This window comes from Methylobacterium sp. 001424705, from assembly GCF_059816145.1.
In genome coordinates, this window is the sequence record NZ_JCBANU010000007.1 from 55,947 (window position 1) to 68,509 (window position 12,563).

At 68.0% G+C, this 12,563-nt stretch carries 10 protein-coding genes and 2 pseudogenes; 2 read left to right on the top strand and 10 right to left on the bottom strand.

Going from position 1 to position 12,563, the window contains the following annotated elements; translation table 11 throughout:
* Positions 1–58 precede the first annotated feature (58 nt).
* From AC6EUL_RS07605 to AC6EUL_RS07615, 3 genes are all read right to left on the bottom strand, one after another.
* The gene (locus AC6EUL_RS07605) at positions 59–1,129 is read right to left on the bottom strand and encodes a L,D-transpeptidase family protein (protein WP_499869702.1); all 1,071 of its coding nucleotides are present in this window, start codon (positions 1,127–1,129) and stop codon (positions 59–61) included.
* 88 nt (positions 1,130–1,217) lie between these two features.
* Positions 1,218–1,679 (bottom strand): signal peptidase II, encoded by a 462-nt coding sequence (lspA, locus tag AC6EUL_RS07610; RefSeq protein ID WP_245436449.1) that lies wholly within the window; start codon positions 1,677–1,679, stop codon positions 1,218–1,220.
* Positions 1,680–1,732: 53 nt separating this feature from the next.
* Complete coding sequence (locus AC6EUL_RS07615) at positions 1,733–3,913, bottom strand: heavy metal translocating P-type ATPase (protein ID WP_103711589.1); 2,181 nt, start codon at positions 3,911–3,913, stop codon at positions 1,733–1,735.
* 99 nt (positions 3,914–4,012) lie between these two features.
* Here AC6EUL_RS07615 and AC6EUL_RS07620 point away from each other — a divergent pair, with 99 nt between their 5' ends.
* On the top strand, positions 4,013–4,414 hold the full coding sequence (locus AC6EUL_RS07620; RefSeq protein WP_056378774.1) for a MerR family transcriptional regulator: 402 nt from the start codon (positions 4,013–4,015) through the stop codon (positions 4,412–4,414).
* A 219-nt stretch (positions 4,415–4,633) separates the two neighbouring features.
* Here AC6EUL_RS07620 and AC6EUL_RS07625 read toward each other — a convergent pair whose 3' ends face one another.
* The 6 genes from AC6EUL_RS07625 to AC6EUL_RS07650 form a co-directional block, all read right to left on the bottom strand.
* On the bottom strand, positions 4,634–7,879 hold the full coding sequence (locus tag AC6EUL_RS07625; RefSeq protein ID WP_103711590.1) for an efflux RND transporter permease subunit: 3,246 nt from the start codon (positions 7,877–7,879) through the stop codon (positions 4,634–4,636).
* A gap of 15 nt (positions 7,880–7,894) precedes the next feature.
* A complete protein-coding gene (locus AC6EUL_RS07630; protein ID WP_103711591.1) occupies positions 7,895–9,322 on the bottom strand; it encodes an efflux RND transporter periplasmic adaptor subunit in 1,428 nt (475 codons plus the stop codon).
* A gap of 140 nt (positions 9,323–9,462) precedes the next feature.
* The gene (locus AC6EUL_RS07635) at positions 9,463–9,825 is read right to left on the bottom strand and encodes a hypothetical protein (protein WP_245436450.1); all 363 of its coding nucleotides are present in this window, start codon (positions 9,823–9,825) and stop codon (positions 9,463–9,465) included.
* A 65-nt stretch (positions 9,826–9,890) separates the two neighbouring features.
* Positions 9,891–10,124: a hypothetical protein gene (locus AC6EUL_RS07640; protein ID WP_103711592.1), complete on the bottom strand. Its 234-nt coding sequence runs from the start codon at positions 10,122–10,124 to the stop codon at positions 9,891–9,893.
* A gap of 145 nt (positions 10,125–10,269) precedes the next feature.
* Positions 10,270–10,527, bottom strand: a complete 258-nt coding sequence (locus AC6EUL_RS07645; protein WP_103711593.1) for a hypothetical protein — start codon at positions 10,525–10,527, stop codon at positions 10,270–10,272.
* A 204-nt stretch (positions 10,528–10,731) separates the two neighbouring features.
* On the bottom strand, positions 10,732–10,983 hold the full coding sequence (locus tag AC6EUL_RS07650) for a DUF2171 domain-containing protein (protein ID WP_210202096.1): 252 nt from the start codon (positions 10,981–10,983) through the stop codon (positions 10,732–10,734).
* 176 nt (positions 10,984–11,159) lie between these two features.
* Between AC6EUL_RS07650 and AC6EUL_RS07655 the strand changes: the two are divergent.
* A pseudogene (locus tag AC6EUL_RS07655) lies at positions 11,160–11,972 on the top strand (IS5 family transposase).
* A gap of 16 nt (positions 11,973–11,988) precedes the next feature.
* On the opposite strand, the pseudogene AC6EUL_RS07660 reads toward AC6EUL_RS07655, so the two are convergent.
* A pseudogene (locus AC6EUL_RS07660) lies at positions 11,989–12,429 on the bottom strand (cation diffusion facilitator family transporter); the annotation flags it as partial.
* Positions 12,430–12,563 lie beyond the last annotated feature (134 nt).

A 12,563-nucleotide genomic window follows, 5' to 3' on the forward strand; every position in this document is an offset into this window, starting at 1 on the left:
GAACGCGGGGCATCAGCGAGGCCCCTCGGTCATGTCGTCGCCTGTCCCCGACGTTGCATCACTTCCGCCCGTCCCCAGCCGCGGCGAAGGTCTCAAGCAGGCGCCGACGTTCCGCCTCCGTCACGCCGGTCCCCGGAAGCTTGGGTGCCGCCGTGCTCCGCACTGGCTCACGCTTTCCGACGGTGGCGCCCGGCCCCTGAGCGGGCATCGCGACTTCGCGCGGCCCTGCCGCCAGGGCTTCGGGGCGGCTAACCTCGCCAAGACCGTATCCGGCCGCCATCATGGTCTCGCGGAATGCCCGGTGCTGACCGCCGTCCTCGTACACCAGGCGGACGGCCGGCGTTCCGTTCGCCACCAGGGCAGCGACCTGCCGCTCGTCGTCCGCCTGCTTCCGTGCGACCGCGTCGGCGGTGGGGCCGTCGCCGTTCACATCGAAGACGTAGCGCCCGCCCGATACCTCGACGACCGGTTCGGCCTTCGTGACCTCGAACCGGTCGGCGCCTTCCTTGATGTTCTTCCAGAAGGCCATGTTCGGGTCCACCCGGTGTCGGGCCAGGTTCTCCGGGGTCATGCGGAACGGGTAGGACTGGAACTGGACGGCACGCTGGCCGCCAGCGAACGCCTCGCGAACCACGGCATAGAGCTCCGAGATCGCCTCGTCCGTCATCGCGAAGCAGCCCTGGGACGAGCAGGAGCCGTGGACCATCAGGTGCGTACCGGTGCGTCCCAGGGAGCGGTCGTACGCGTTCGGGTAGCCGAGGTTGAACGAGAGGTAGAGGCTGGAATTCGGGTTCATGGATTCCGGCGTGATCGCGTAGAAGCCCTCCGGGGCCTGTCGGTCGCCCTCACGTGTCTTGGGCCCGAGCTGACCTGACCACCGGCACATCGGATACGTCTTCAGCAAGATGTACCTGCCGTCTGCGCCACGCTTCCAGAGCTCGATCTCGGACTCCTTCTTGTAGGCTCGCATCAGGATCGGGTCGCTGGGAGACACCCCCACCGTCGACATCAGCGCCAGGGTCGCCGGCGGGATCGGCGCGAAGTGGCGTGTGGAGCCCGCGTACCGTCCATCCTGGCAGGCGGACAGCGCCAGCAGGAGCGCCAACCCAAGCATGATCTTCTTCAGCATGTCGGCCTCGACGGTATCGGTGTCCGAGCCTGGGCCCGGGAGGGGCATGACGGGTTGCCGTGGCCACGGTTCGGCGGGATCGGGGCTATCATGAGGTCAATCCTCCGGCATCTGAATGCCGCCGGCGCGCTCGGAAGCCGTCGACGAGCAGCAGGACGACGCCCAGGGAGATCCAGGCATCCGCCAGGTTGAAGGTGAACCAGCGCATGCCGCCCGTGTGCAAGTCGAGGTAGTCGGTGACGGCCCCGTCCACGAACCGGTCGATGAGATTTCCCGCGGCGCCGCCGGCCATCATGGCGAGCCCGAGGCGTTCGAGCCCGCTTCCCGCCGCCACCGCCCAGACGGCAATGAGGCAGGTGAGCGTGCCCTGGATGCCGAGGAGAAGGGTCAGGGACGATGGATCGCGTGCCGGGAACAGGCTGAAGCTGATGCCGTGGTTGAACGACATGGTCAGGTCGACGAAGGGCAGGAAGCCCCGGACACTACCCTCGTCCAGCCAAGCCTCGGCCGCCGCCTTCGCGGCAAGGTCGATGGCAGCGGCGGCCACCATGACGGCTCCCACCACTGCGATACGGCGGGCTCGTCCGTGCGGTCGGGACCCCATCATGCCCTTAGGAGGCGGAGCGCGTTGGCCGTCACCAGGACGGTCGCGCCGGTATCCGCCAGGATGGCAGGCCAAAGCCCGGTGACGCCCGCAAGTGTGGTGACGAGGAACACCGCCTTCAGCCCAAGCGAGATGGCCACGTTCTGGTGGATGTTGCCGAGCGTCGCCCGGGATAGCGCGACGAGCGCCGCCACGTCGGCCACCCGGTCGTTGAGGACAGCGGCATCAGCCGTCTCCAGCGCCGCGTCGGTGCCGCCGCCCATGGCGATGCCGACGTTGGCAGCTGCAAGCGCGGGGGCGTCGTTGATGCCGTCGCCGACCATGGCGACGGTGCCAAGCTCCTTCAGGGCCCCAATCTCGGCGAGCTTGTCCGCAGGGAGGAGATCCGCCCGGACCGATAGCCCCAGGCCCTTGGCGATGGCCTCGCCCGTGCGCCTGTTGTCGCCCGTCAGCATCACGCATTCGACGCCGAGCCCGCGCAGGGACGCGATGCCGACGGCCGCGTCCTTACGGGGCTCGTCCCGGACCGCGATGGCACCGAGGGCCTCGCCGTCCCTGACCACGATGACGGCGGTCTTGCCCGCCTCCTCCAGGGCCTGCACCGTCGCTTCCGCTTCCGGCGAGAGGCTGGCCAGCGTCGCGGCGTGGCGCGGGGATGCCACCACGACCGTGCGACCGGCGACCGTGGCCTGGACGGCCTTGCCGGGAACCGCGCGGGCATCGCGCACTGGGCGCAGAGGGATGCCGTCCGCCTCCGTACGTTCGAGGATCGCACGAGCGATGGGGTGGCTCGACCCAGCCTCCACAGCCGCCGCCAGACCAAGCATGGCGCGGTCCGTCATGTCGGGGGCGAACGGCAGGACATCCGTGACGAGCGGCTGACCGACCGTCAGCGTCCCCGTCTTGTCGAAGGCGACCGTACGCACCCGACCGATGGTCTCCAGGGCAGCGCCGCCCTTCACCAGGAGTCCGCGGCGCGCACCGGCGGCCAGCCCCGAGGCGATGGCGGCGGGGGTCGAGAGCACCAGGGCGCAGGGGCAGGCGATGAGAAGCAGCGCCAGCCCGCGATAGATCCAGGTGCCCCAGTCGGCTCCAAGCAGCAGCGGCGGACCGAGCGCCGCCAGGGCGGCGATGGCAAAGGCGACCGGGGTGTATACGGCGCTGAAGCGGTCGATGAACCGGGCGGTTGGCGACTTCGACGCCTGCGCCTCCTCGACCATGTGGAGGATGCGGGCGACGGTGTTGTCGGACGGCATCCGGGTGACCCTGACCTGCAGGGCACCGTCAGCGTTGACGCTGCCGGCGTAGACCGCGTCACCGACCTCCTTCGGCCGAGGCACGGATTCACCCGTGATGGGGGACTCGTCGAGGCTCGATGAGCCGTCCGTGACCTCGCCGTCGGCGGGGACCCGGTCGCCGGGACGGACCAGCACGGTCTGGCCGATCAGCAAGGCGGCGGCCGGTACCTCGCGCACGACGCCGTCCTCCTCGATGAGGCGCGCCGTCTTCGGCACCAGTCCAACCAGCGCCTTGATGCCGGCCCGGGACCGGCCAGCCGCGAAGCCTTCGAGCATCTCGCCAACGGTGAAGAGGAGGACCACGACAGCGGCTTCCTCCGCGGCATGGATGGCCAGAGCTCCTACGGTCGCAACCGACATCAGCATCTCGATGGAGAACGGCGAGCCGTTGCGCGCCGCGGCGATGGCCCGGCGTCCGTAGAAGGCGAGCCCAAGGAGCGCGCCGGGCCAGTAGGCGTACTCGCCGACCAACTCCGGACGGACCCGGTCGATCAGGAAGCCCAAGGCGAACAGGATTGCGATGGCCAGGGCGAGCAGCCCCTTGCGACTTCGCCAGACCGGCGGCTCCGCCTTCTCGTCCTCAATGGCGGGGATCTCGGCCCCGGTCGCGTGCGCGCGTGCAAGGTCCGCGGCCGTGGGTAGGGTGGCGACGCCGTAACCAAGCCCGGTGATCCTCTCCTCCAGGACCGCCCGGGGCGTGGCGGCCTCGTTGAGGGTGAGGTCGAGGACCTGGGCCGTGTAGTTCACGCGTACGTCCCCGACGCCCGGCAGCCGGGTCACGGCCGTCTCGATCTTGGACGCGCAGCTTGGGCAATCCATGCCCTTCACGCGGTAGCGCAGGGCGGCTGTGGGGATATCCTCGATGGTTCCTGTCCCAGGCATGGCACGCTCCGTTGGCCCGGGCGTCGCGCCAGGCGGTGGGACGCCCTATATGCACCCTGTAGCAACTACAGGGTCAAGGCCGTGGCGAACGCATCCCCCATGACCATCGGCGACCTCGCTGCGGCGACCGATACAAGCGTCGAGACGGTTCGCTGGTACGAGAAGGTCAAGCTCCTGCCGGCCCCGGCCCGGTCGGCGGGCAACTACCGTCTTTACGGTCGTGAGCACCTACGCCGCCTGAGCTTCATCCGGCGTGGGCGGGATCTGGGCTTCACGGTCGATCAGATCCGGGAGCTCCTTGCCCTTGCCGATGACAGAGACCGATCCTGCGCCGAGGTCGACACCATCGCCCGCTCTCATCTCGCCCAGGTCGAGCGCAAGCTCTCCGACCTGACCCGGCTCGCCCAGGAATTGCGCGACGTCATCGGTCAGTGCGGGTGTGGCTCGGTCGCCGACTGTCGCATCATCGAAGCCTTGTCCCCCCATGGCGAGCCGTCCTGAGGATGGGTCGGCGCCATCGGCATCAGGTGGAAGTGCGTCTTCCCGCCGATGTTGCAGAGGCAGTAGAGCAGATAGACGCAGGCCGGGATTGCGATGAGGGCCAGTCCGAAAGTCCGGCTGGCCGCCCGCCGGACATGGGGCCTGACGCGCCGTCGGCGACGTGCGCCCCCGCCCCAGTCGGGGATGGTTCGGGCGACTTTCTTACTCATTCCGACCCTCCTACTCGGCGGCGCGGAGATGTGGTTGGACCGACATGGGCTGATCCTTTCTTTCGGGGGCGACCGCACCGGCGAACCTGGCATAGAGGGCCGGCAGGACGACGAGGGTCAGCAGGGTCGCCGAGATAAGGCCGCCGATGACTACGGTCGCCAGGGGACGCTGGATCTCGGCACCGGTTTCGGTCGCCAAAGCCATCGGCACGAACCCGAGGGACGCCACCAGGGCGGTCATCGCCACCGGACGTAGCCGGGTCATGGCGCCCTCCATGATGGCCTCGCGCCGCGGACGACCCTCGGCGATGAGTTGCTTGACGTACGTCAGCATCACCAGGCCGTTAAGCACTGCCACCCCGGACAGGGCGATGAACCCGACGGCAGCTGGCACGGAGAACGGCATCCCGCGCAGCCACAGGGCCGCGATGCCGCCGGTCAGCGCCAGGGGCACGGCGCTGAACACCAGCAGGGCGTCGCGGGCCGAGTTCAGGGCCGAGAACAGCAGCAGGAAGATCAGGAAGAAGCATACGGGAACGACCACCATCAGGCGCTGTCGGGCGGAAGCAAGGTTCTCGAACTGCCCGCCCCAGGTCACGTAATACCCGGTGGGTAGCGATATATCGGACGCGACCTTGGCCTGTGCCTCGGCGACGAGCGAGCCGATATCGCGACCGCGCACGTTGGCGGTGACCACGACCCGACGCCGCCCGTTCTCCCGCGAGATTTGGTTCGGGCCCTCCGTCACCGAGAAGCTCGCCACCTGCTTCAGGAGAACGGACGCGGTGCGCCCGTTCGGCCCGGGAGGCAACGGGACCGGGATGTTCTCCAGGGCCTCGCGGTCCTCGCGCACCTTGTCGTTCAGGCGCACTACGATGGGGAAGCGCCGGTCGCCCTCGAAGACGGCGCCGGACTCGCGGCCGCCGATGGCCGCCCCAATGACCTCCTGGATGGCCGAGGTGCTCAAGCCGAGGCGCGCGGCTTCCCGCTTGTTGATCTTGATGTCCAGGAACGGCAGTCCTGCCGTCTGCTCGACCTTCACGTCATCGGCACCCTCGACACCCCGCAGGATCGCGGCGACTTGGTTCGCGGCCGCGGTCATCGGGCCAAGCTCGTCGCCGAAGACCTTCACGGCGAGGTCGCCTCGCGTACCGGCCAAGAGTTCGTTGAAACGAAGCTGGATCGGCTGGGAGAACTCGTAGACGTTGCCTGCAAGGCCCCCCAATTCCTTCTCGATCTCCTCCTGCAGCTCGGCCTTCGGCAGGCCGGGGTCTGGCCATTCGGCCTGCGGCTTGAGGATGACGAAGGTGTCCGACGAGCTCGGCGGCATCGGGTCCGAGGCGACCTCCGCGGTGCCGGTTTTGGAGAAGACGTAGGCGACCTGGGGGAATCGTCCGATGGCTTGCTCGATCTTCAACTGCATCGCCTGGGACTGGCTCAGCGAGGTCGAGGGGATGCGCTGGGCGTTGAGCGCGATGCTCTTCTCGTCGAGCTGCGGGATGAACTCTTGGCCCAGCCCCTTGAACAGGAACCCGGCGCCCACGAGCAGGACGAGCGCGACCGCAACGAACAGCATGGGCACGCGCAGGGCGGCCCCGAGGACCGGGCGGTAAGCGGCCTTGATCGCACGGACGAAGAGGTTGTCGGTCTCAGTGACCTTGCCGGTGATGACGATGGCGATCATCGCCGGTACGAAGGTCAGCGACAGGACGAAGGCCGCGATCAGGGCGATGATGACGGTGAGCGCCATCGGCTCGAACATCTTACCCTCGACCCCTGTGAAGGTCAGGAGCGGCACGTAGACGAGGATGATGATGGCCTGCCCGTACAGGGACGGCTTGATCATTTCCTCGGCCGAGGCCCGGACGGTGGCGAGGCGCTCATTCAGGTCGAGCTTGCGCCCGAGTTGGGCCTGCCTCTCGGCTACGTGCCTCAAGGCGTTCTCCGCGATAATGACGGCGCCGTCGACGATGAGGCCGAAGTCGAGGGCGCCGAGGCTCATCAGGTTGGCGCTGATGCGCCCCTGGACCATGCCGGTCATGGTCATCAGCATCGCCACCGGGATGACCAGGGCCGTGACGATGGCCGCGCGGATGTTGCCGAGCAGCAGGAACAGTACGACGATGACGAGGGCGGCGCCCTCGGCCAGGTTCTTCGCCACCGTCCGGATGGTGGCCTCGACGAGGACGGTGCGGTTAAGGACGGTCCGGACCTCGACGCCGGGCGGTAGCGTACGCCGTATCTCGCCCATGCGGGCGTCGACGGCGGCGGCCACGGTACGGCTGTTCTCGCCGATGAGCATCAGGGCGGTGCCGATGACGACCTCCTGCCCGTCCTCGCTGCCCGAACCGGTTCGTAGGTCGCGTCCGATGCGGACCTCGGCGATGTCGGAGATGCGCACGGGCACGCCGCCGCGCGTGGTCACGACAACCGAACCGATGTCCTCCATGCTCTCAAGGCGCCCCGCGGCGCGTACGACGTAGCCCTCGCCGTTGTCCTCCAGGTAGCGCGCGCCCTGATTTGCGTTGTTGGCCTCCAGTGCCCGGCCGATGTCGACAAACGACAGGTCAAGGGCCGTCAGTCGCATCGGGTCCGGCTGGACGTGGTACTGCTTCTCGAAGCCGCCGATGCCGTCGACGCCGGCCACACCAGGGACGGTCCTCACCTGGGGACGGATGATCCAATCCTGGACCGTTCGCAGGTAGGCCGTGCGTTCGAGCTCCGTTGAGAGCCTCTGGCCCTCGGGGGTCAGGTAGCTCCCGTCGGATTGCCAACCGGGCTTGCCCACGCGGGCGAGCTTGCGCTCCCCGGGCTTCGCGTAATGCACCGACCACATGTAGATCTCGCCGAGGCCCGTGGAGATCGGCCCCATGCGCGGCTCGGTCCCGGACGGCATCGCGGCCTCGGCCTCCCGCAGGCGCTCGGCGACCTGCTGGCGAGCGAAGTAGACGTCGGTCGCCTCCGAGAAGACGGCGGTGACCTGGGAGAACCCGTTCCGGGAGAGCGAGCGGGTGTATTCCAGGCCCTTGATGCCCGCGAGCGAGGTCTCGATGGCGAACGTGACCTGCCGCTCGATGTCCGAGGGGCTCAGGGACGGCGCCGTCGTGTTGATCTGAACTTGGTTGTTGGTGATGTCGGGAACGGCGTCGATGGGCAGTTTGGTCAGCGAGAACGCGCCGAAACCGGCCGCCAGGAGCGACAGGAGCACCACGAGGTAACGTTGCCGGACGGAGAAGTTGAGTACGGAGGAAATCATGACCGTTTCTTCCGCTCAATCGTCGTCGCCGGCTTCGGCCTTGCCGAGCTCGGCCTTGAGGACGAAGGAGTTGGCCACCGCCACCTCGTCGCCGGGCTCCAGCCCGGACAGGATCTCGTAGGCGTCGTCGTCCGCCTTCCCGATGGTCACCTCCCGCTTCGAGAAGCCCTCCTCGGTCCGGACGAACACGACCTTCTCAGCCCCAATGTTCTGGATGGCTGACTTCGGCAGGCGAACCTCGACCTTGTCCTGTGCGATCTCGATCTCGGTCGTGACGAAGGTGCCCGGGCGCCAGGCCATGTCCTTGTTGGGCAGGGCGACGATGACCCGGGCCGAGCGCGTCTCGGGGTTGAGGATCGGGCTGACGAAGACGACCTTGCCCTCGGGGCGTGGGGTCTCCTCGCCGCCGACGATGGTCACCCTGGCTCCCTCGCGGACCTTCGATAGCTCGGTGGTGGGAACGGAAATCTCGATCCACAGCGAGGAGAGGTCGGCGACCGTGTAGACGTCGGCCGGGTCGCCCTCGCTGCCCACCTTCGTGCCGACGTCGACCTTGCGTTCCACGATCCGACCGGCGAGGGGCGAGCGCAGTTCGTAACGGCGCAGGGTCGACAGGTTCGGGGTGGTCTCGTCCTTCTTGGCCGCGGCGGCGACCTCGGTCGCGTTCAGCCCCAAGGCCGACAGCTTCTGGCGGGAGAGGTCGATGCGCAGGGTTGCCTCGGAGTAGGCGGCCCTCGCGTTCAGGAACGCCGATTCCGCCGAGATCCGCTTGTCCCAGAGAGCCTTCTGGCGGTCGAAGTTGGTCTTCTCCAAGTCCGCCTTGACCGTCGCGGTGAGGAAGTCGCTTTTTGCCTCGGCGACCTCGCGGCTGTCGAGGACGGCGACGACCTCGCCCTTGGCGACGTCCTCGCCGAGGCGCTTGCGCATCTCCGCAACGGTGCCGGCGACCCGCGCAGGCACGCGGGCGATGCGGTCGGCGTCCTGGGCGATGGTGCCGGGCACGAGAAGGTGACGCGAGAGGACGCCGCCCTCGACCTTGGCCAGCTTGATGTCCTGCCGCTCGGCCTGCTCGGCGGTCATCCTGATCTTGCCCTCGCCCTCCTCGTCGTGGCCGTGCGCCCCGCCCTCGGCGTGTTTGTGGCCTCCGGGCTCGGGATTGCCTTCGTCGTCCGAATGCTTCCGCTCGCCGGCAGGCTTGGGCTCGCCGGCAGGCTTGGGCTCGCCGGCAGGCTTGGGCTCGCCCTTGGCGTGCTCTTGGTCGTCGTCATCATCCGCCTTGGAGGCCGGTGGCCTGGTCAAAGCCACATGGGTCGCCGGCGTCTTGCCCGCGGTCGAGAGGCCGGCTGCGGCCAGCGCCCCCTGCACGGTCTCGGACACGCGGGGGAAAGCACCGCCGATGGCGATGCCGAGGGCCAGGAAGGCCACGGACAGGAATGCACGCATGGGAAGGAGGGCCGTTCACCTGGGACCCGGACGCCGCGTCGGGCGATCTGGTAGGTCCGTTGCTTGTCACGCTTGGTCTGCAGACCGGCCTCCGCTGGGAGGGCCGGCCGGGCACGCGCCACGGGCGTGGCGGTCCCGCCTCAGGCGCGAGGGGGCCTTGGAAGCCTGCCGGACGAAATGGAGGCGAGGGCCACGTCCACAGTGGCGTAGGATGGACGCCCGGTCGCGGCGGACGGGAGCCAGGCAGAACCTTCCGGGGTGACCGCGAGGTGGCAGCCGCAGGTGGCGTGGCAGGCTGGGCAGCCGTCGGGCTGGCCCGACGTTGCCTGTGCCGTGTAGGCCGACAGCGAGGCTTCCGTGCCGGGAAGGCGCTGGGCCTCGGCGGACGGGACGGCTCCGGGGACGACGAGCGCCAGGACCAGGACGAACGACAGCGCGCGGACGGCGGTCACCCACCAGCCGCGCATCGCCTCGTAGGCCCTGATCGGGGATACTGCGCTCATGGCCGCCTTATGAACCATTCCGGGCCACCCGTACATGCCGGATGGCCCGCGAAAGGGGGCAAGCCTCAATAGTCGTGATGGTGGTGGTGGTGGTAACGACGCTCGTAGTAGACTGGCCGCTCCTCGTAGTGGCGGCGATGGCGATGCACGACGATGTCGTCATGGTCTCCGTGGTGGTAGCGGTCGACATGGACGTCGCGGCCGCGCCTGTCGAAGTCGCCGCCGTAATACTGGGCGGACGCCGCGGCGGGGGCGAGGATCAGGGTCGCGGCGAGTAGGGCTAAAACGCGGGCTCGCATGGCTCTTTCCTCTGCAGGTGATGCCAGCAGCATGTCGTCGGCGACTTGAACGAGACCTGAAGTCTCCGTTCACCCATCAGGCGGACGGGACAGGGAAGCCCGGGTATCAAGGGGATGTCCCCGTAATGCCCGGGCTCGTCCATGGTCAGTGGCGCTCGATGACCGTGGTGCGGCGCTCACCGCCGTGGTGGTCGTCGTGATGGTCGTCGTGGTGATGATGCTCGCGCACGACCTCTCGGTGCTCATGGCGGTCGCCGTGGTGGCCGTCGCCGTGACGCTCCCCATGGCTGTCGCCATGGACGCGGACGCCGCCCGGACCGACATCGATGTGCTGTGCCACGGCAACGGCCGGCGTGAGGGCCAGGGTCGCGATGGCCGCGAATGCGAACAGTTTGCGCTTCATCTTGGTGCTCCCAGAAACATTGTATGGGCAGCAACGCATCTCCCTCGAAAACCGATCCGAGATTATTTCATGACCACAAACGTATCGACCTGTCGGGACTATGTTGGGCCCAATGGAATTGGGGGGTCATTGTAGCGTTAAGCTGGTGTTCATCATAGCGAAGGCGTCCGGTATCTAGTTTGGCGGACGAACGGGGCCGGACGGCTACTTGCCCGGCGTGCCGCCGTCATCTTCCCACTGGGCCCTGACATCGGCGGCCGTGGCCGTGAGGTGAACGCGCTCGTCGACATGGTCGACCCAGGCCAGGGGAAGCAGGTGGTGCCGACCATGGGCGGCCGGGTCCGTCCGCGTCAGCTTGATGAGCTGGTCGCCCTCCATGTGGTCGACCGTTCCAACATGGAGCCCGTCCGCGGACAGGACCTCCATGTGCGCCGTGATGTCCGTCGGCTCGACCATGCCCGCTCTCCTCCCGTGAACCAGGACCTGCAAACGAACCTTCCGGCCGATGGTTCGTAATCCGGCTGGTATCTATGGAACGTCTCAGAGCCCGTCCGATAAGGGGCTGAGGCAGGGTTGAGTGGCCGGGATGGCAGTGATTCCAAGAGGGTGCTGAAACCTGACCTGGATCTGCCATGTGGACCCCGACCACCCGGCGGCAGCATAGCCGTGCGGGCCTGCGCTATGAAACCGACCTGACAGATGCCGAGTGGGCGGTGATCGCACCTCTGATGCCGGAGCCGGCGCCATGTGGCCGCCCGCCAGTCTGGACGACGCGGGAGGTCCTGAACGCCATCTTCTACGTGCTGCGAGGCGGTATCGCCTGGCGGCTGATCCCGAAGGACCTGCCTCCACGCAGCACGACGTTCGGCTACTTCGCGCGCTGGCGCGACGACGGGTTGTTCGGCCGGATCAACCACACGCTCGTCATGGCCGACCGCGAGCGGGCTGGTCGGCATGCCTCACCCACCGCCGCGGTACTCGACAGCCAGAGCGTGAAGACCACCGAGAGCGGTGGCCCCCGGGGCTACGACGCCGGAAAGAAGATCAAAGGCCGCAAGCGTCAGGCCCTGGTCGACACGGACGGGCGCGCGCTCGTGCTCGATCCGCAGGCCGCCGACGTACAGGATCGCGATGGGGCCGGACCGGTGCTGCGCCTGTCGCGGCGGACCTTCCCGTTCATCGCCAAGGCCTTCGCCGATGCAGGCTATGCGGGCGACAGGCCCGCGACTGCAACGATCATCACCGTCCACATCGTGCGCAAACCCAAGGATCAAGTCGGCTTTGCCGTGCACCCGCGCAGATGGGTGGTCGAACGCTTCTTTGGCTGGATCAGCCGCAACCGCCGCCTTTGAAAAGACCCGGAGGCGACCCTCGCCTCGGCCCAAGCCTTCCTCTACGCCGCTGCCGTCATGATCCTCGTTCGACGGCTGGGACGCGCCTCATGACTTATCGGACGGACTCTCAGACCACTTCGGCGGGGGCCAGGGAGCAGGACGTTCCCGAGCCGGTCTCGACCTGAAGGGTGATGGGTCCGATCCCGAAGCGCTCCAGCATCCCGTTGGCGGCTTCCATCAGGAAGGCGTCGCCGGGATGCTCGCCGGCCGTGACGAGGTGCGCGGTGACGCAGACCTCCGTGGTGCTCATCTGCCAGATATGGAGGCCGTGCAGCTTTGTGACCCCTGGCAGGGCTTCGAGGTGGCTTCGTACCGCCGAGGGATCGATGCCGGTGGGCACCGCGGCCAGAGACATCGCGAGGCTCTCGTGCCGGAGTCCCTAGGTGCTCCACACGATGACTGCGGCGATGCCGAGGCTCACGACGGGGTCGAGCCAGGTCCAGCCGGTGTAGAGGATCACCAGGCCGGCGAGCACCACGCCAGCGGAAACGGCGAAGTCCGCAGCCATGCCGGGCCGTGCATGGCCCGATCTAGGTGACGGGCTGGCGGGTCAGAATGGCGCTTCCTGCGCTTCCCGGGAGGCTTGGCGAAAGGATTGATAAAGCCCATCCGTGACTCCTGGGCATGATTGCCCGCGAATGA